The organism is Clostridioides sp. ZZV14-6009, from assembly GCF_020658095.1.
Taxonomy (GTDB): domain Bacteria; phylum Bacillota; class Clostridia; order Peptostreptococcales; family Peptostreptococcaceae; genus Clostridioides.
In genome coordinates this window covers 272,123-291,490 of sequence record NZ_JAGWDG010000001.1, presented here as the reverse complement: position 1 = coordinate 291,490, position 19,368 = coordinate 272,123, and the positions used below count along the sequence as shown (strand labels likewise).

General features: G+C 28.2%; 23 protein-coding genes. 2 read left to right on the top strand and 21 right to left on the bottom strand.

Annotated elements, in window-relative coordinates; translation table 11 throughout:
- Positions 1-116: 116 nt before the first annotated feature.
- The 19 genes from KGF36_RS01280 to prmA form a co-directional block, all read right to left on the bottom strand.
- Complete coding sequence (locus KGF36_RS01280) at positions 117-716, bottom strand: DUF4342 domain-containing protein (RefSeq protein WP_227842150.1); 600 nt, start codon at positions 714-716, stop codon at positions 117-119.
- Positions 709-1,482, bottom strand: coding sequence for a DNA repair protein RecO (gene recO, locus KGF36_RS01275; protein WP_227840734.1), 774 nt, complete (start codon positions 1,480-1,482; stop codon positions 709-711). The genes KGF36_RS01280 and recO overlap by 8 nt, the downstream gene beginning before the upstream one ends.
- Positions 1,448-1,603: a YqzL family protein gene (locus tag KGF36_RS01270; protein ID WP_227828222.1), complete on the bottom strand. Its 156-nt coding sequence runs from the start codon at positions 1,601-1,603 to the stop codon at positions 1,448-1,450. The genes recO and KGF36_RS01270 overlap by 35 nt, the downstream gene beginning before the upstream one ends.
- Before the next feature lie 72 nt (positions 1,604-1,675).
- Complete coding sequence (gene mgtE, locus KGF36_RS01265) at positions 1,676-3,055, bottom strand: magnesium transporter (protein WP_227842148.1); 1,380 nt, start codon at positions 3,053-3,055, stop codon at positions 1,676-1,678.
- Between the two features lie 11 nt (positions 3,056-3,066).
- The gene (gene era / locus KGF36_RS01260; RefSeq protein WP_227828221.1) at positions 3,067-3,960 is read right to left on the bottom strand and encodes a GTPase Era; all 894 of its coding nucleotides are present in this window, start codon (positions 3,958-3,960) and stop codon (positions 3,067-3,069) included.
- Between the two features lie 64 nt (positions 3,961-4,024).
- The gene (locus KGF36_RS01255; RefSeq protein ID WP_227432595.1) at positions 4,025-4,426 is read right to left on the bottom strand and encodes a cytidine deaminase; all 402 of its coding nucleotides are present in this window, start codon (positions 4,424-4,426) and stop codon (positions 4,025-4,027) included.
- A 118-nt stretch (positions 4,427-4,544) separates the two neighbouring features.
- Positions 4,545-5,264 carry a diacylglycerol kinase gene (locus KGF36_RS01250; protein ID WP_227828220.1) on the bottom strand — a complete coding sequence of 240 codons (720 nt, stop codon included), beginning with the start codon at positions 5,262-5,264 and terminating at the stop codon, positions 4,545-4,547.
- A 5-nt stretch (positions 5,265-5,269) separates the two neighbouring features.
- The gene (gene ybeY / locus KGF36_RS01245) at positions 5,270-5,731 is read right to left on the bottom strand and encodes an rRNA maturation RNase YbeY (protein WP_227828219.1); all 462 of its coding nucleotides are present in this window, start codon (positions 5,729-5,731) and stop codon (positions 5,270-5,272) included.
- Between the two features lie 56 nt (positions 5,732-5,787).
- Positions 5,788-6,804, bottom strand: a complete 1,017-nt coding sequence (locus tag KGF36_RS01240) for a PhoH family protein (RefSeq protein ID WP_227482837.1) — start codon at positions 6,802-6,804, stop codon at positions 5,788-5,790.
- Between the two features lie 37 nt (positions 6,805-6,841).
- Positions 6,842-8,185 (bottom strand): sporulation protein YqfD, encoded by a 1,344-nt coding sequence (gene yqfD, locus KGF36_RS01235; protein ID WP_227828218.1) that lies wholly within the window; start codon positions 8,183-8,185, stop codon positions 6,842-6,844.
- 12 nt (positions 8,186-8,197) lie between these two features.
- A complete protein-coding gene (locus KGF36_RS01230; protein WP_227432590.1) occupies positions 8,198-8,434 on the bottom strand; it encodes a YabP/YqfC family sporulation protein in 237 nt (78 codons plus the stop codon).
- 215 nt (positions 8,435-8,649) lie between these two features.
- Positions 8,650-9,213: a ribosome hibernation-promoting factor, HPF/YfiA family gene (gene hpf, locus KGF36_RS01225; protein ID WP_227828217.1), complete on the bottom strand. Its 564-nt coding sequence runs from the start codon at positions 9,211-9,213 to the stop codon at positions 8,650-8,652.
- A 192-nt stretch (positions 9,214-9,405) separates the two neighbouring features.
- A complete protein-coding gene (locus KGF36_RS01220; RefSeq protein WP_227828216.1) occupies positions 9,406-9,903 on the bottom strand; it encodes a TspO/MBR family protein in 498 nt (165 codons plus the stop codon).
- A 110-nt stretch (positions 9,904-10,013) separates the two neighbouring features.
- Positions 10,014-10,457, bottom strand: a complete 444-nt coding sequence (locus tag KGF36_RS01215; RefSeq protein ID WP_227828215.1) for a GatB/YqeY domain-containing protein — start codon at positions 10,455-10,457, stop codon at positions 10,014-10,016.
- Positions 10,458-10,486: 29 nt separating this feature from the next.
- Positions 10,487-10,666 (bottom strand): 30S ribosomal protein S21, encoded by a 180-nt coding sequence (gene rpsU / locus KGF36_RS01210; RefSeq protein WP_003416618.1) that lies wholly within the window; start codon positions 10,664-10,666, stop codon positions 10,487-10,489.
- A gap of 162 nt (positions 10,667-10,828) precedes the next feature.
- On the bottom strand, positions 10,829-11,179 hold the full coding sequence (locus tag KGF36_RS01205) for a histidine triad nucleotide-binding protein (RefSeq protein ID WP_227432586.1): 351 nt from the start codon (positions 11,177-11,179) through the stop codon (positions 10,829-10,831).
- Between the two features lie 43 nt (positions 11,180-11,222).
- Positions 11,223-12,521, bottom strand: a complete 1,299-nt coding sequence (gene mtaB, locus KGF36_RS01200) for a tRNA (N(6)-L-threonylcarbamoyladenosine(37)-C(2))-methylthiotransferase MtaB (protein ID WP_227828214.1) — start codon at positions 12,519-12,521, stop codon at positions 11,223-11,225.
- 4 nt (positions 12,522-12,525) lie between these two features.
- Positions 12,526-13,281: an RsmE family RNA methyltransferase gene (locus tag KGF36_RS01195; protein ID WP_227828213.1), complete on the bottom strand. Its 756-nt coding sequence runs from the start codon at positions 13,279-13,281 to the stop codon at positions 12,526-12,528.
- An 18-nt stretch (positions 13,282-13,299) separates the two neighbouring features.
- Positions 13,300-14,247, bottom strand: coding sequence for a 50S ribosomal protein L11 methyltransferase (gene prmA, locus KGF36_RS01190; protein WP_227828212.1), 948 nt, complete (start codon positions 14,245-14,247; stop codon positions 13,300-13,302).
- Between the two features lie 338 nt (positions 14,248-14,585).
- Between prmA and KGF36_RS01185 the strand changes: the two genes are divergently transcribed.
- Both KGF36_RS01185 and KGF36_RS01180 read left to right on the top strand, forming a co-directional pair.
- Positions 14,586-15,695 (top strand): ABC transporter ATP-binding protein, encoded by a 1,110-nt coding sequence (locus KGF36_RS01185; protein WP_227828211.1) that lies wholly within the window; start codon positions 14,586-14,588, stop codon positions 15,693-15,695.
- Between the two features lie 29 nt (positions 15,696-15,724).
- Positions 15,725-16,492 carry a PucR family transcriptional regulator gene (locus KGF36_RS01180; RefSeq protein ID WP_227842142.1) on the top strand — a complete coding sequence of 256 codons (768 nt, stop codon included), beginning with the start codon at positions 15,725-15,727 and terminating at the stop codon, positions 16,490-16,492.
- Between the two features lie 175 nt (positions 16,493-16,667).
- Here the strand turns inward: KGF36_RS01180 and KGF36_RS01175 are convergent, their stop codons facing one another.
- Together KGF36_RS01175 and KGF36_RS01170 are read right to left on the bottom strand one after the other, a co-directional pair.
- The gene (locus tag KGF36_RS01175) at positions 16,668-18,041 is read right to left on the bottom strand and encodes an MFS transporter (protein WP_227828209.1); all 1,374 of its coding nucleotides are present in this window, start codon (positions 18,039-18,041) and stop codon (positions 16,668-16,670) included.
- 32 nt (positions 18,042-18,073) lie between these two features.
- Positions 18,074-19,009: an ROK family protein gene (locus KGF36_RS01170; RefSeq protein WP_227828208.1), complete on the bottom strand. Its 936-nt coding sequence runs from the start codon at positions 19,007-19,009 to the stop codon at positions 18,074-18,076.
- Positions 19,010-19,368: the final 359 nt, after the last annotated feature.

Sequence of the window (19,368 nt, the reverse complement as noted above, 5' to 3'; positions counted from 1 at the left end):
GGCTATTTTAATAGTTCTTCTACAACTTTTAGAATATCAAATTCTATAAAATTTGTCAATGTTAGTGATAATTCTTATAATTATCTTCTTTTCATTTTTTAAAAGTCACTTTATATCTATTTATTTTCGTCTTCGTTTTCATTATTCTTTTCAGATTCTTCTTTCATAAGATCAGCAGTTACGTCTTTATCATCTTCTTTTTTATCAACTACTACATCTTTTACATCTTTAGCTGCATTAGTTATCATATTCTTCAAAGCATGAAGTTTTTCTTCATTTAATTCACCTAAGTCTACAACTTCACCATCTTCTTCATTTTGAACTTTTATACGATATTTACTTATAACAGCTGCTGATAAACCAACTAGAGTAGCTAATGGTACAAAAGCTAATCCAACAACTCCTACTGTTAAAGGAATATTCATCATAGTTTTTCCATCTTTTTCAACTATTACTCTTACAACACTACTTTTTTTAAGAAGTTCTTTTAATTGATATTTTATATTTTCTCCATCTTTACCAAATACTTCTTCCATAGTTTCTTTAGCAGATTTAGCTTTACAATTACAAGTATTCTTTTTATTTTCTAAATATATTACTGCCTCAATTACATCTCCATTACATTCCACTAATGCTTCTTTTGCTTCTGCATAAGTTGCTCCTGGAACTCTTTCAAAGACTGAATCAACCATTTCAATAGTTATATTACTACTCATTATTATCCACTCCCTTATTATTTTTTACACTTTGCAATACGTGTAATGATTTTAGATTAATATTATCAACATAAACCTTCAAATATTTTTCTAGTATATTTTCGAGTTCATGTGTTATATATTTTGATACTTTAGCTTTGCTACATGTTAAAATATCATTCCTTAATACATATTCCATTAGACTAACAGTTGTTAAATCCAATTTTATATTATTATCAAAAAGTGTATTACACTTACTACATAGTATACCACCTTCATAAATATTAAACATAGAATTTTGCAAAATTTTACTTCCGCAATTAATACATTTATTTACTATCGGTTTAAATCCTATATAGTCCAAGAACTTTAACTCAAATGCAGCTGTTACAAATCTATTATCTGTATTCTCTTGTGTATATAAATACAGCGTCTGTGCAAGTAATATAAATAACCTATTATTAGTTTGATTTTCAAGTATAGAATTTTCAACTAATTTTGTAATATATGTAGCATAAGAAAATGCCTCTATATCGTAGGATATATTATAAAAACTTTTTATGATTTCACTTTGGGTAACCTTGTACATATTTCCTTGTTTTTTTAAAGTAAAATTGCTATAAGAAAATAACTGTGATGATGAAAGTAAAGAGCTCTTATTTTTTTTGGCTCCTTTTGCTATTGCAGATACTTTTCCAAGCTTTCTCGTAAACAGAGTAAGTATTATATCACTTTCCTTGTACCTTATAGCTTTAAGTACTATCCCCTGGGTGTTCAGGATTATCATCGTCTTCTTTTTTCTCCCTTACTTCTTCGACTTCTTCACTTAGGTTTTTGCAATCACAGAAATATAGATATGCATCTACACTACCTGTTTTTTTAAAAACTTCCCAACTGATATTGTTCATTTTTAAAAAACCCCCTTCTTACATTTATACTTATATTTTTAGTAAGAAGAGGATAAATCATACATAAAGTTATTAAACAATTTTTGACAATAATGCTGTCGTTATTATAAAATAAACTGCTATACCAGTTATATCAAGCGCTGTAGATATAATTGGTGATGAAACTGTAGATGGATCTGCATCCATCTTTTTTAATAAAACAGGCATAAATGCACCTATCGTTGCACCCAAAACCATATTTATAAATAATGATATTGAAACAATTAATACAATATCTAATTTTTTCATGACAAAGTAAATTACAATACCTGTTATTATACTACACAAAAGGCCTGTAATAATTCCTACAATACCTTCTCTTACTACATTGCTAAAATTCAAATCTTTGTTAGACAATGTTATTACTGTAACAGATGATGATTGTGTTCCAATATTACCACCCATACCTATTACTACAGGTATAAAAAATACCAACGGAGCATATATAGGATTCATTATATAATCTAAATTAGAAAGTATTAAAGAAGCTAATAGACCTCCAATTAATGTAATAATTAACCATGGCAGTCTACCTCTAAGAGCTGATATTGTCTGCTCTTTTAATGTAGGATTGTCCTTTTCAGCCACTTCTCTTTCATGTTCTGAACTTCCTGCAAATTTATACATATCTTCAGTTGCTTCTTCTTCCATAACATCTATTATATCATCTACTGTTATTATCCCTTTTAGCTTTTCTTGTCTATCTACTACTGGAATTGCTATTAAATTGTATTTCGATACTAACCTAACTGCTTCTTCTCTATCTTCATCTACATAAACAGAGATTATATTTTCACTCATTAAGTCTTCTACTATATTTGCATCTCTCGCTATTATTAACTCTCTTAACGATAATACTCCAACTAGCTTTTCTTCATCATCAACTACATATATATAATAAATAGTCTCAGCTTCATCAGCTTCTTCTCTCATATGTTCTATTGCCTCAAGAGCTGTCATATCTTTATTTATAGAAATATATCCAGTGGTCATCGTTCCACCTGCAGAGTCTTCATCATAGAATAATAATTCTTTTACATAGTCAGCGTTTTCTTGATTTAAAAGATTTATTATATGTTCTCTTTCTTCTTCTTCAAGCTCACTAAGTTTGTCTGCCATATCTCCAAGAGACATAAGTTCAAGTATGTTTTTTGCGTGTTCTACATCTAACTTAGATAAAATACTAATAAAAAACTCTACACTACCTTCTTCTAATATAGAAGATGCCATATCCAGAGGAAGTACTTCAAACAGTTGAATTTTCATGTCTTCCTCTAAATTTTCCATTATATCGAATATATCAATTATATGATATTCCTCTATTAATTCTCTTAACTCCAATACTTTATTATTATCAATTAATGATTTTACTTCATATAATAAATCTTGGGAAGCATCCAGTTTCCTATCCATATAACCCACCTTTATTTATCATTATATCCAAAATTATTTATATAATTTTGTAAATTTCTCCAATTTTCTTTAACCTTAACCCATAATTGGAGATTTATTTGTGAACCTAAAAGTAATTCTATATCTTGTCTTGCTGATTTACCTATTCCTTTTAGCTTCCTACCATTCTTTCCTATTATTATTCCCTTATGTGAATCTCTTTCACAATATATTACAGCAGATACATCTACTATTTCTTTATCATTTCTTGCTTTCATTTTTTCAATTTCAACAGCTACACCATGAGGTATTTCATCATTAAGATAATGAAGAACTTTTTCTCTTATAAGTTCTGCTATTAATACTCTCTCTGGTTGGTCTGTAATCATATAATCTGGAAAATACTTTGGTCCTTCTTCTAAGTAATTTTGTATAACTTTTATTAAAGTATCTGTATTTTGCCCTTTTAATGCTGATATTGGTACTATCTCTTTGAAAATACCTTCTCTATCATACATTTTTATTATATCAAACAATTCATCTTTTTGGCCTAGTTGGTCTATTTTATTTACAACTAGAATTATTGGTGTCTTAACAGATTTTAAATCCTCTATTATTTTTCTGTCTCCAGGACCTATTTTTTTAGAGTCATCAACTACAAATAATATTAAGTCTACATTTTTAAAAGCTTCTGTTGCTGCCTTTACCATAAATTCACCTAATTTATTTTTAGGTTTGTGAATACCTGGTGTATCTAAAAATACTATTTGAGTTTCTTCATCTGTATAGACTGCTTGTATTGTATTTCTTGTAGTCTGAGGTTTATCACTCATTATAGCTATCTTTTCCCCTACTACATTATTCATTAAAGTAGATTTCCCTACATTTGGTCTACCTACTATACTGACAAATCCTGATTTGAACATTAACTGTCTCCTAACTTTTACCTTCTTGTATTTAACTACTTTAAATTCATTTTAATTTTTTAATTTATTTTAAATCATTTCCAGAGAAATAGTTTGGTAGCAAATCTTTTATATCATGCTCAAACACCTCTCCTTTAGTATATCCTGTTATTATTTTTATATCAGAACCAAACTCTATAATTACTTGTCTACATATTCCACAAGGATATGTTTGCTCATTATTTTCTGAGTTATCACTTGCTATAGCTATTTTATATATATCTTTGTCACCTTCTGATATAGCCTTAAAAATAGCTGTTCTTTCTGCGCAATTTGTTCCACCTAATGATGCACATTCTATATTACATCCAGTATAAACTTTTCCACTCTTAGTTAAAAGAGCTGCACCCACTCTAAAACTTGAGTAAGGAGCATAAGAATGTTGTCTAGCATCTTCTGCCAACTTTAACAATTCTATGTTGTCCACAACATCTCCTCCTGTATACACTTATTAGAATTTCTTTTTATTTAATACTCTACATTATATCATAAAAATTTAATTATCACAGATTTGTTTCATTTTAAATATTTTATGTACATTCATTTTAATTATAAAACATTCCAAGCTGAAATACTAATATTGCTATTAACACGCCTAACAAAGCTCCTGCTATAGTTTCCCAGAATGTATGTATTTTTCCCTCAATCCTACTTTGAGCAACCAATACAGCCATTATATATGCAAGAGTAGATGCAACTACTCTTTCTGTCATAAGCGTAATTGCAGTTGCTATAGCAAATGCTAAAGCAGCATGACCACTTGGCATACCTCCTTTTAAAGGTGTCCCTGTTGAAGTCAATGCTTTTACTACTACTACAGCTATAAGAACCAATAATATACATATCAAGGTTATATGCAGTTCTGATTCTCTTATCTTATAAATTAGAATCCCAGATATATCTGTCAATTTATCATAAAATAAAATATATCCAACCACCACTGAGTTTAATGCTGCTACTAGTACACCACCTGCTGCAACATCTTTTGCTATTTTTGCAAGTACATGATATTCATCAGTTACCAAGTCTACTGCTTTTTCTATAGCTGTATTAAACATCTCAGCAACTACAACTAAACAGATAGACATAAGTAACATTATCATTTCCAATTTTGAAAAGTTAAAAAATAAACTTATTATAAGCACAGCAACTGAACCTAAGTAATGTATTTTCATATTCCTTTCAAATTTAAATGTATATAATATTCCTTCTATAGCTGCGTTAAAAGCTTTAATTATACCTTGACGAGTTTTTCCTGTTTTCATAAGAATTACTCCCTTGTTATGTTTAACTTATTTAATATGTATTCTTCTTTTTCTCTCATTTCCTTTGTATTTTCATCTGTATCATGGTCATACCCTAAAAGATGAAACATACTATGACATATTAAAAAACATACTTCTCTTTCAAAACTATGATTATATTCTATGCTTTGCTCTAAAGCTCTCTCAAGAGATACTACTATATCTCCTAAAGATTCTTCTTCCAATTCAATATCTTCAAAATCATCACTTAAAAGAGGAAATGATAAAACATCAGTTGGTCTATCAACCCCTCTATATTCTCTATTTAATTCATGAATCTCTTTATTATCTACAAAAGAAAGACTCACTTCATAATTATCATCATATCCTTCATAATCCAAACACTCTAAAATTATATCTTTTATTTTTTCTATTAGTTCTTCATTTACTTCTAATTTATCTTGTCTATCATCTAATATCAAATCCATTAATTACACCTACTTTTTATTCATTAATAATGCTATACATCTATATTACTACACTTTTACTTTCTTTTGAAAGTCTTTTCCTGTATTTTCATTTTTTTGCGCTCTTCTTTTTTAAATTCTTCTTTTTTATCATGCTTCTCATAAGCTCTTATTATTCTTTGTACTAACTCATGTCTTACAACGTCTCTGTCTGTTAACATTATAGAGCCTATCCCTTGAACGCCCTTAAGAATCTCTGTAGCTTGTATAAGACCACTTTTTTTATTTTGTGGCAAATCTGTTTGTGTTATATCACCTGTAACTACAGCCTTAGAACCAAATCCTAATCTAGTTAAAAACATTTTCATTTGCTCAGAAGTTGTATTTTGAGCTTCATCTAATATTATAAAAGAATTGTCAAGAGTTCTACCTCTCATAAATGCAAGTGGTGCGACTTCTATAGTACCTCTTTCTAAATATTTATTAAACTTATCAGCACCCAACATTTCAAATAATGCATCATATAATGGTCTTAAATATGGGTCGACTTTATCTTTTAAATCTCCTGGTAAAAATCCTAAACTTTCTCCAGCTTCCACTGCTGGTCTTGTAAGTATAATTCTACTAACTTCATCTCTTTTAAAAGCTTTCACTGCCATAGCCACAGCAAGATAAGTCTTTCCTGTTCCAGCCGGTCCAACACCAAAAGTTATATCATTATTTTCTATAAGCTTTATATACTCTTTTTGCCCTAAAGTTTTAGGTTGAACAGCTTTACCTCTTTGAGTTATAACAATTGTACCTTCAAGTTCTTTTATCTTTTGCTCACTGCCTTCAAGTAAAAGAGATAATGAATAAGAAATGCTTTGTTTATCTAAATGCTTACCATTTGATACAGTTTGATGCAATTCATTCATAAGTTTTAATGCAGAATCTACATTTTTTTCCTCTCCTATTAAAATTATATTACCCTCTCTAAGTATTACATCTATATTTAAAGTTTTCTCTATTAATTTTACATTTTCATCAAAGTTGCCAAATAACTCTCTTTCAAAATTGCCATCTGCTATTGTAAATTTTTTTTGTATTATCAATTGAATTAATCCTCCTCAAGTTTTAGGTTAAATTTTATTAATTGTTGTTACTATTATTATTTTGACTATTGTTACTATTTTGATTGCTATTATTTCCATCAGAATTATTTTGGTCGTTATTATCTTTATTATCCTCATTAAACTCATTTCTTATATCATTTATGGGTCTTTTTTGTGGATTAGAAGGAACTTCCTCTTCTCCTTCTTTCGGTTTACTATCTTCCTTTATAAATCTTTCTGCCTCTGATTTACTAAGAGGATAAATTTTAGCGATATTTTCACTAGTTTGAACTGTTATTAAATATTCTAACATATTTTTATTAACCTTATAGCTATGTTTTACATCTATTATTCTAGCCGAAGCTGGTATTATGTATTCTAATTCTTTTAAAGCTTTTTCAGATAGTTCTTTTTTCAACTCTTCTTTATTCTTTTTCACTTCAACTTTTTTGGTTTCATAAAAAGTACTCGTCTTTATTTTTATAGGGAAAGTATAGTCTCCCATTGAAAGTCTTTTTTCTTTATTTTCAACAACATAATTCTTATATTTTATATTTTTTCTAATTGTAAATTCTTTATCATAAAAACTTATTGTGTGTACTTTTTTCTTTTCTCCAGTTTTTTTATTTACAGTATCTACATAGCTTGCCTTTTTAGTAGATTCATAGAAAGTACTTGCCCATACTTCTGGTATTGATTTTGTATTAGCACCATTTAGTAAGACATCTCCCTTTTGGACTATATCTCCAGATTTAACAACAGATTTACCACTTCTAGGGATTACCTTTTCTATTATACCATTTTTTAAAGCAATTACATTACAATAATTTGATTGGTCTGTAGATTTTAAGGATTCAGCCTTTTTTGTAACAGTAACAAATATATTGGTTCCCTTTACATTAATAGATAAATATGCAACATCATTAAATTTTGACATCATATGGTCTCTAACTTCTTTTCTATCAACACTCTTTTTGTATACTCCTGGTCTCACTCCAACTTTATAAAGTTCACTTCTAAGAGCTTCTTTTTTTATACCTTCTGGAGATTGTATATACACATCCGTTACAAATTGTGATGTTGACATCAATAAAAGTAAAGAAACAATAGCACAAATCCACATACCTTTGTGCTTATAAATTCTTTTAATAATAAAAGGAACTCCTGTTTTTTGTTTTACCTTAATATCAAACTTACTCCCTCTATAAATATTCTTAAATTCTTTTATATCTTGTCTATTTATATTAAACTCGATTTTAGTATTTTTTATTCTAGTTACATTGTAAACATTTATCCCGTTTCTTATAAGATGATTTAAAAATTGTTCAAGCCCTACTCCTTCCACAACTATAACATAGTATCCCCTTATAAAACTTATCAAGTGTATCTCCTCCTAATCAACATACTCCACATTGTATATAATTCCCTTTATACCTATCTCACTGTCAGTAATATACTTAAGTGAAAGTTTATCCCCAGATATTTTAATTGTTTTTACCTTAGTCTTTATTTTTATTAAATCAACTTCATATTCTAGTATTGATAGATAATTTTCTATACTCATAAAAGTATTACTTGTAACAGTAACAACTGGTTGATTTACTTGTAAATCAGTGGATATTTCTAACATGAGCATTACCCCCTTAATTAATTTTATGCTTAAAATAGGTATTTATGCACTTTATTGATACTATCATGGAGTAGTTTTAAAATTTTTTAGACAGTAAATACCTAATATTTAATATATTATTTAAACAAGAAAAAGGTAATCATATTGATAAAAATCAACATGATTACCTTTTTACTTTTTTTTATATAAAATCTAAAAAGTATACAATTTTTTTATTAGTCTTGCTCTATTAAACCATATCCACCTGCTTTACGCTTATATACTATATTTATTTCAAAATTATCTTGATTTCTAAACATATAGAAATTGTGTCCTACCAACTCCATCTGAAGAATTGCCTCTTCTGAACTCATAGGTTTTACATTAAATTTCTTTCTTCTTTCTATAACTATATTTTCATCTTCCTCATCATCATAATCATAATCATTAAATTCGCCACTATTATCTATAAAGTCAATATTTTCAAATCTTATGCTCTTATTATTTTGAACTTTGTCTTTAACCTTAGTCTTATACTTTACAACTTGTCTACTTAATTTGTCACAAACAATGTCAATTGCTGCATATAAATCTTCTTCTACATCTTCTGCCCTTATTATTTGACCACTAATAGGAATTATTGTAACCTCCACTTTCTGTCTATCCTTTTTCGCACTTACTGTTACTTTCACTTCTGATTCAGGATCAAGGTATTTTTCTAACCTACTTAATTTTCCATCTACGTATCCTTTTATTCCGTCAGTTAATTTCATTTGTCTCCCAGATACTATTATTTGCATAAAAACCTCTCCCTTCGAGCCTTTCCAATTCTAATACTTTAATATGTTCATCTTTAAATATATTTTTGATACATTTATTATATTTAAATTAATATAATTGTATATGAAAATGATTATTTTTAATAGTCTATTTATTTTTTATTTGATATGATATTATTAAAAGTACGGGGTAATTTACAAAACCTTTACATTCTATTTATTAATAAACCATATAAAATAATTCAAAAATCCAGCATAAACCAACCACATTAGATAAACCAAATTTATATATCCAGCTCTCTTATCTATTTTAGAAAATTTCAAAATAACTACTATAGAAACCATAATCATTATTATGATGTCTATTAAAGCTGTAAATCTAAGTCCAAATCCAAAAAATAATATACTCCAGACAAAATTTAATGCAAGTTGTAATCCATAATAAAATACTGCATCTCTTACTTTAGGCAAGTTGTAACCTTTTTTTAATATTAGGTATGAAGATATACCCATCAATATGTACAATATAGTCCAAATTATAGGGAAGATAAAAGCTGGTGGTGCAAAACTTGGTTTTGTAAGTTGTAAATAGTACGTTGAAATATCTGTTCCACTAATCAACATGGTCAAAATACTACTTAAATAACCTATTATTAATGGTATTGATATGTTTATCAAAAAATTTCTAATTTCCTTTACCGATATAATCAAATTTTTCCCCTTCTTTCAAAATTTTCTTTGATTATAGATATGCTTAGATATGACTTGTTATTCTCAAAAATTATAAAAAGCCTAGAGATTTCTCTCTAGGCTATATCAATCTATTGTAAGTTTTGTTTTACCAACTTATTTATAAGTTTTCCATCAGCTCTACCCTTAACTTTTGGTTGAATAACTGACATTATTTTTCCCATATCTTTCATAGATGTTGCTCCTACTTCAGATATAGTACATTTTACAATTTCTTCTAACTCTTCTTCGCTTAATTGTTGAGGTAGGTACTCTTTTAAAACTTCAATTTCAGCTTCTGTTTCTTTTATTAAGTCTTCTCTTCCAGCTTTTTCAAATTCAACTAATGCATCTCTACGTTGCTTTAATTGTTTTGCTATTACATCGATAATTCCATCTTCATTAAGTTCAGTTCTATTATCAACTTCATACTGCTTTATGGAAGCTCTTATTAAAGTTACTACAGATTTTCTCACTGTATCTTTGTTTTTCATCGAAGATTTCAAATCCTCTTGTAACTTTTGCTTAAGGGACATCCCCTTCACCTCTTTATTCTTATTTACTACTATTTTTTAGCGTTTTTTCTTCTTGCTGCTTCAGCTTTTTTCTTACGCTTAACGCTTGGCTTATCATAGTGCTCTCTTTTTCTTACTTCTGACATGATGCCAGACATTGCACATTGACGCTTAAATCTTCTTAAAGCGCTGTCTAATGTTTCATTTTCTCTAACTCTTACTTCTGACATTTCTTTTTCCCTCCCTCCAATAGCGCAATTATGCTGGGACTGTAACTATGTTCTTTTTGCATAATATGCATTACAACCTAACACTTTGTTTATTATAAACTAAATTTTTACTTTTATCAAGTATTTTTATCAAGAAGGAACTCAATTTTTCAATAATTTAGTTTAGTTTTGTTCTGCTTCGTAATTAGGAAGCTTTTTACCTGCTAAAATATGATAGTGCAAATGCTTAACTTCTTGCCCTCCATCGCTTCCACAATTATTTATGATTCTGAATCCAGTTTGGTCAAAACCTTTCTCTTTAGCTATTTTATTAATAACAACATGAATATGTGACACAATATCCATTTCTATATCAGGAATATCAATTACACTATCATAATGTTTTTTAGGTACAACTAATATATGATATGGAGCAACTGGGTTCAAATCATTAAATGCCAATACTCTTTCATCTTCATAAACTTTAGTTGAAGGTATTTCTCCGTTCGCTATTTTACAAAATATACAATCCATTTCCTTCCACCTCCTATCTTATAAATATTATAATTTCTACATGTTATAGCAAAATTCCTTCTACATATTCATTTTTTACATCATTTATTTTTACTTTTAATATCTGACCTTGTATGTTTTTGTCACTTTCAACAACAACTCTTATATAATTTGAAGTTAGTCCCTCAAACTTATTCCCCTCTATATTTTGTTCAAATAAAACATCTAATTCACTGCCAATAAATTTAGTTGCAAACTTATTAAAGTTTTCTTTGCTTAAATTTAAAAGTTGTTCACTTCTAAAGTGTTTTATTTGAGGGTCAATTTGATTTTCCATAGTTGCAGCTGGAGTTCCTTTTCTTGGCGAATATTTAAAAATGTGCATTTGTGAAAGCTCTATATCTTTTAAAAACTCGTATGTTTGTTTAAATTCCTCATTTGTTTCTCCTGGAAAACCTACTATTACATCTGTAGTTATTGCTACATTTGGCATTTTATCTCTTAATCTATCCACAATAGTCTTATACTCTAAAGTTGTATATCTTCTATTCATTCTTTTTAGAGTTTCATCACATCCACTTTGAAGTGATAGATGATAATGAGGACAAACCTTCTCCATCTTTAAAACTTCATTCACAAATTCATCAGTAAACAAAATTGGTTCAACAGAGCTAAGTCTAATTCTCTCTATTGCATCTATCTCATTTATTTGTTTTATTACATCAAGAAGTTTAATATTCTTATCTTTTAAATCTTTTCCATAAGATGCTACATGTATTCCTGTTAATACAATCTCTTTATAGCCATTTTTAGCCAATTTTTTCACTTCATCAACTATACTATCAATATCCCTACTTCTAACACGTCCTCGGGCATAAGGAATGATGCAATAGGTACAAAATCTGTCACATCCATCTTGAATTTTCATAAATGCTCTAGTCTTTCCATTAGTCTGACTAATTTCTATTTCTTCAAATGCCTTTACCTTCATTATATCATCAACTGTGCTAACTTTTTTACTTGCATCTATCTTTCTAATCTCTTCAACAATCTTTCTTCTATCATTTGTACCCATGACTAGGTTTACTTCTTCTATATCCAAAATTTCTTCTGGCGATACTTGCGAATAGCATCCCACAACAGCTATTATTGCATCTGGATTTTTCTTTTTAACTCGTCTTATATATTGACGAGATTTTCTATCACTCATATGAGTTACTGTACATGTATTTATAACATAAACGTCTGCATATTCTTCACTATTAACTTGTTCATATCCATCTTTTTCAAATAGTTCTAGCATAGCTTCAGTTTCGTATTGATTGACTTTACACCCAAGTGTATAAAAAGCTACTTTTTTCAATTTATTATTCTCCTCCTAAATCACTTAGCTCATACAAAGCTATTGTTGATGCTACAACAGAAGCTGTCTCAGTTCTCAATATTCTAGGTCCTAATGATACAATGCTGCAATTATTTTTTTGAACTTGTTCTATTTCTTCCTCAGCAAAACCACCCTCTGGACCTACAAAAATTCCAACCCTATCTATATTAGAATCACAACTTTTAAGTGCCTGTTTTATTGAGACAGTTCTTTCATTTTCATAAGGGCAGATATTTACATCATTTTTTTTCATATCTTCTAAAGCTTCTTTGAAACTTAAAACACCTCTTAAATTTGGTATTTTACCTCTTTTACTTTGCTTTGCGGCTTCATAAATTATTCTTTCCCAACGTTCAAATTTTTTATCTTCTTTTTTATCATCAACTTTAGCAACACTTCTCTTAGTTTGAACTAATATTATTTCATCTACACCAACTTCAGTTAATTTTTGAAGTATCATTTCCATCTTTGGAGCTTTTGGAAGACCTTGATATAACTTTACCCTCAGTTTAGATTCTCTATTTATATCAACTTCTTCTAAAATTTTTAAATTAACCATATTTTTTTCTATATTTGTTATCTCACAAATGTACTCATTATTATCTTTATCACATATCTCAAGTTTTTCCCCTAGTTTACACCTTAAAACTTTTGAAATATGTTTTACATCTTCACCTTCTATAATGCAGGCTTTGTCTTGTAAATTTATATTATTTTTTTCAACAAAAAATCTATCCATTACACTCCACCCTGCCTTTTACTTTTTAAGTTTAGAAACTATTGCCGACCATTCGCCTAGTTTTTGAACCTCAACTATTTCAAATCCATTTTCGATTAAACTTTCTTTAACTTCCTCTACTTTGTCCAAAATTATACCTGAAGATATAAATATAGCATCTTCTTTCATAAAATTTTGTACATCTTTTGCAAGTATTTTTATTATATCAGCTATTATATTTGCAACTATAACATCAGCTTTATCCTTTATTACATCTGTTAAATTACCATGCATTACAGATACATTCTCTTCAACTTTATTTTCAAGCACATTTTCTTTTGCAACTTTTACTGCAACTTCGTCTAAATCTACAGCTACAACTTCTTTTGCCCCTAATTTAGCTGCTGCTATTGCAAGAATTCCGCTACCACAGCCAATATCAAATACTTTAGAATCTTTATTTACATATTTCTCTAATTCTCTAATACACATACTAGTAGTCTCATGTGTTCCTGTACCAAAAGCCATACCAGGGTCAAGTTCTATTATCAAATCCCCTTCTTGCATATTATAATCTTCCCATGTAGGTTTTACTACTACCCTTTGTCCTACTTTTGTTGGTTTATAGTATGCTTTCCATGCATTTGCCCAATCAGCTTCATTTACTTGGTCTAGTGACACACTTCCTTCACCTATATCTATACCAAAATCTCTTAAGCCTAAAACTTTTTGTTTTATAATTTCGACAAATTCCATCACATTTTTTTCTTCTGAAACATAAGTCTTTATTAATACATCTTCTTCTTCGTTCTTTTTAAATACTTCTTCTTCTACATAATCCCAATCTAATTCATTTTTCTTTTGAAATAAGAAATCTTTTGGGTCTTCTATTACAGCTCCTCCAGCTCCTTGTTCATATAGTATATTTGTTATTGCTTCAACTGCTTCTGTTGTTGTTTTTATAGTTACTTCTATCCAATTATTCATAAGTTTACCTCTCTTTTCTATATTAATTTTCCTATTTTTCCATAACTTTTATTATATCATAAATATCATACTTTTTTGTTTTATAAATTTTTTATTAGTTTATATCTATATTATAGTAAATTTACTTAATTTATAATAAATTGTCTAGCTTATTTTTAGCACTTTATTTGATTATACTTTTTCCTAAATGCATTTTAAACAGTGAGCATTATATTTATTACATACAAATCACCAAAATGTACATTTTAAACAAAAATTTTTAGTTATTTTATATGTTTCCTACAATAAAATCATCTGATATTATATAATTAAAATTTAAATTATTAAGGAGAACTATAATGTCAGAAGTAATATTAAAAGATATATCAAAACTTTATTCTAATGGATTTAATGCAGTAAAAAATATAAATATAGATATTAAAGACAAGGAATTTATTGTTTTAGTAGGCCCATCTGGTTGTGGTAAATCGACAACGCTTAGAATGATTGCTGGTCTTGAAGAAATATCTTCTGGAGAATTATATATTGGAGATAAACTTGTCAATGATATAGAACCAAAGGATAGAGATATAGCAATGGTTTTTCAAAATTATGCTTTATACCCTCACTTATCTGTTTATGAAAATATGGCATTTGCACTTAAACTTAGAAAAATGCCAAAAGATGAAATAGATAAAAAAGTTAAAGAAGCTGCTAAAATATTGGATTTAGTTCCTCTTTTAGATAAAAAACCTAAAACATTATCTGGAGGTCAGAGACAAAGGGTTGCTCTAGGACGTGCAATAGTTAGAAACCCTAAGGTATTCTTAATGGATGAACCTCTATCTAACTTGGATGCAAAACTGAGAACTGCCATGAGAACAGAAATAACTAAGTTACATCAACAACTTGGAACTACATTCATCTATGTAACACATGACCAAGTTGAAGCTATGACTATGGCCGATAGAATAGTGGTAATGAAAGATGGAGTGGTACAACAGATTGCAACTCCACAAGATGTATACGACTATCCAGCTAATGTGTTTGTTGCAGGATTTATTGGAGCTCCACAGATGAATTTTATTGATGTGACATTGATAGAAGAGAATGAAGAAATATATGCTAAAAACGAATACATTAAGATAAAATTAAATAGAGAAAAACACTATGATTTAATAAAAGACAACTATATTGGAAAAGAAGTTATTATGGGTATTAGACCAGAGGATATACATATAGAAGATACTTTTATTAAAGCTAATCAAGATACTTGCTTTAAGTCAACAGTTGAAATAAAAGAACTTATGGGAGCAGAGACTTATGCTCATTTAAAATTAGATGTAAATACAATAACAATTCGATTTGACAGCAAAAATAGAGTTGATGTTGGTGATAACTTAACACTTTCAGTTGATAATAATAGAATACACTTATTTGACAAAGAAACTGACTTAGCTATAAGATAAGAGTATAATCTTATTTCTAAGGAGACTTTATGGAAGACTTGAAAAGTTTTTTTGAAAAACAACTCAATAAAAAAATAAATATTTACCCTTATAAAAATCAAAGTTTAGATGCCAATAGTCATTTAGTTACTTTTAATGATACTGTTTATGTTATTGATTTTTTAGATGAAAATAACTTAGATAATCTAAATGGTCACTTTTATTTAATTTATCAGCCACATATAGATTTTGAATATTTAAAAGGTATTTTTTATAACTTATATGATGATATAAATATAATGCAACATAGTAGTTTTTTTGTAGTAAACTCTAAATATAACTTAGATATTAATGTAACTACACAAAATATAATTGAAACTGAAACTTATCAAAGTACTTATATTTTTTATCTTGGTGAGTTAGATAACAAATCTGATTTTAATTTTAGATTACAGTTATGCTCTGATTTACTATCTCATATTGTAAAAGATAATGCTAAAGATAAATTTTTAAATTTATTTGACCTTATTAGATATAAAACTTTAGACTTAATTAACAAGGACGATGTACTTAATAGACTGATAGACTTCAATAAGATAAAATCTATTGATGAAGAGCTTCTATCTACAGGAATAAAATTTATAAATAATGACTTAAACATCTCTAAAACATCTAGTGATATGTTTTTACATAGAAATACACTGGTGTATAGGCTAGAAAAAATTAATGAAATACTCAACCTTGATTTAAAAAACTTTGAGAATGCAATGATTTTTTATCTAAGTGTAAAATCTTATTTTCTATATAAAAAAATTTAACTACTAAATTAAGCAGAAATTTTGTATATTAGTTCAAATTTCTGCTTAATTTTAATTCAAAATATTGTATACCTATAAAGTATTCTGTACTTCAAGTTTATGAATATCCAATCAGTCATATTTTGCAAATAGTATTTTTAAATTTATTAAATACTAGACCTATTAAATAAATCCACTATCTTACTTTTCCTAATTCTTTCTTTAAAACAAAATTCAATAAAAAACTTATTGTACCTAAAATCACCATAACATATCCTAATATTTTAAATTGTCCTGATGTTATGGTTGCTTCAAATACCATTCCAAGTAGTACAGTAGCAAAAATAGAACCTAAATAACGGCTAGTTTGAAACAGACCAGAGGCTGTACCTATGCTCTCAGGAGGACTTTCTTTAAACATTGAAGATTGTAATGCTACATTACCAATTCCATAACTAACACCTGCTAATGATAAAATAATTCCCTTACCTATTACTGGTATATAAACAAAAATTACTGAAAGAAGTACTGCACTAATCAGCATAAAAATTGATGACATCATAAGAGGCAATCTAGTTCCAGATTTGTCTATCCATCTTCCAGTCAATGGAGATATAAATATACCTATACCAGACATGAACAACATAAATAGACCAGTTGCTTTTGCACTATAATGTAATGCATCTTGAAAATAACTAGGAAGACCAAAAAACAAAATATAATTAAAGAAATTTAATATAATAAACTGTAAGTAAACCTTTGACAATTTAGGGTTATTTACAAATAGTTTAATATCTATAAATGGTAATTTTGTTCTCAGCTCATGCCAAATAAAAAGACATATCAATATTACACCTAATACAAGTTGTTCTAAATTAAAAGACTCTTTCATAGATAGCAAGAATAGTAATAAAAAAATCATAGCAATTGAAAATAGAAGTATACCAATAATATCTAATCTTGATAAAACATTTTTTAAAGTCTCCTTTACACCTTTTTTCTCTTTTGCTTCTTTTGGAAATAAAAAATATCCTAAACATATAGAAACCACAACAATAGGTATATTTATGAGAAATATAGCATGCCATCCTCCTAAATCCAACAATAATCCCCCAAGTGTTGGACCTAATCCTGCTGTAGTTGAAGCAAAAATGGTTAGGACTGCTAAGGCAGAAGATTGTCTTTCCTTTATATTATTTTGTATAAGAGCAACCCCAGATGGATATAGGGTACTTGTTCCAATTGCCTGAATTACTCTTATAAAAATCAATATAAAGAATGATTGAACAAATGGTACTATAGATGCTGATAAAATTACCAGTATCAAACCACTCAAAAATAAGATTTTTCTACCTATTAAGTCTCCTATCTTACCTGAAACTGGTTGTGCAATAGCACTAGCTAAATAAAATGCTGAAACAATCCAAGATACAGTTGTAAAACTAATATGAAAATCATTTTGTATACTATGTAAAGCAAGTGAAATCATAGAAGAATTAAGAGGATTCAGCATAGTTCCTGAACCTATTGCTATCAAAAAAAGTGTTCTTCTAGTGTTTGTTTTACCCATATATCACGCCTCCAATAAGCAATTCATTTCCCTTATAAAAAAGCAGCTCCTATAATCCCTGCGTCTGAACCTAAAGTTGCACATACAATTTTTGCTATATCTTCTTTTTTGTACAATATGTATTTTCTTACCAAATCTTCTATCCCATCAAGTATTATATCACTTGCTTTAGAAACGCCTCCTCCAATTGATATAATTTCTGGGTCTAATGTATTTATTGTATTTGCAAATGTTTTTGCTAAATAAGATTTAAATCTAGTTATTACTTCAATTGCAACTATGTCGTTTTCTCTATATGCATCAAACACCATCTTTGCATTTATTTTTTCTAAATCTCCTTCTGCTAAATCTAAAATCCTGCTTTTTCTACCTTCTTGTATAAGTTTTTGAGAATATTTTATAATGGCAGTTGCTGAACAAAAAGTTTCCACACAACCATTATTTCCACAATTGCAATCAAAATAGTTTTCTCCTATTACTTGATGACCTATTTCTGAGCCTAATCCATGTGCTCCAGAAAAAACTTTTTGATTAATTACTATTCCTCCACCTACTCCAGTTCCTAAAGTATATAAAACTCCAACATCTGCACCTTTCATACTTCCAAACTTTGATTCTCCAAGTGCTGCTACTGTTGCATCATTTTCTCCATGAATTTCAACATTTGGAAACCTTCTTTTTAGTTCATTCTCAAAACTTTCTCCATCCCATTTTAAGTTTACACAAGTTACTAAACCTTTTTTATTTATAAACCCAGGTACTCCAAATCCAATAGACTTTATCTCTTTCATATTTAGATTGTTTTCTTCTAACAGTTTATCAATCATTATTTTTATATCATCTAGTATTCCTTCAAAGCCCTTTTTAACCACAGTTTTACATTCTGTTCTAAAAAGTATCTTTCCTTGATTATCAACCACACCTGCTTGTATGCCTGTTCCTCCAATGTCTACACCTATATAATACATCTTTTTCACCTTTCTCTTTTAAATTTTATTAATATATATATTTTATCATGTTTATATTATATTAAAATGTAAAACCATGCAAATTTTTAATAATATCTTTAATACAAAACAAAAGCACCTTCCCATAGTATATTTTCACTATGAGAAGGTGTCTATTTTTATAAATTATTTCAATTTATTAGATGTCAAAACAAACTATATTTAAATCAATTATTTTAAACTCTTATCTTGACTTATTTTTTTGTACTAAACAATATTTTTGCAACTATATATCAACCAAATCTTAAATATATTTTTTACAAACATAAATTAGTTTTCCATAACATAATAAGTTGCTTTTATTATTCACCAATCTATAC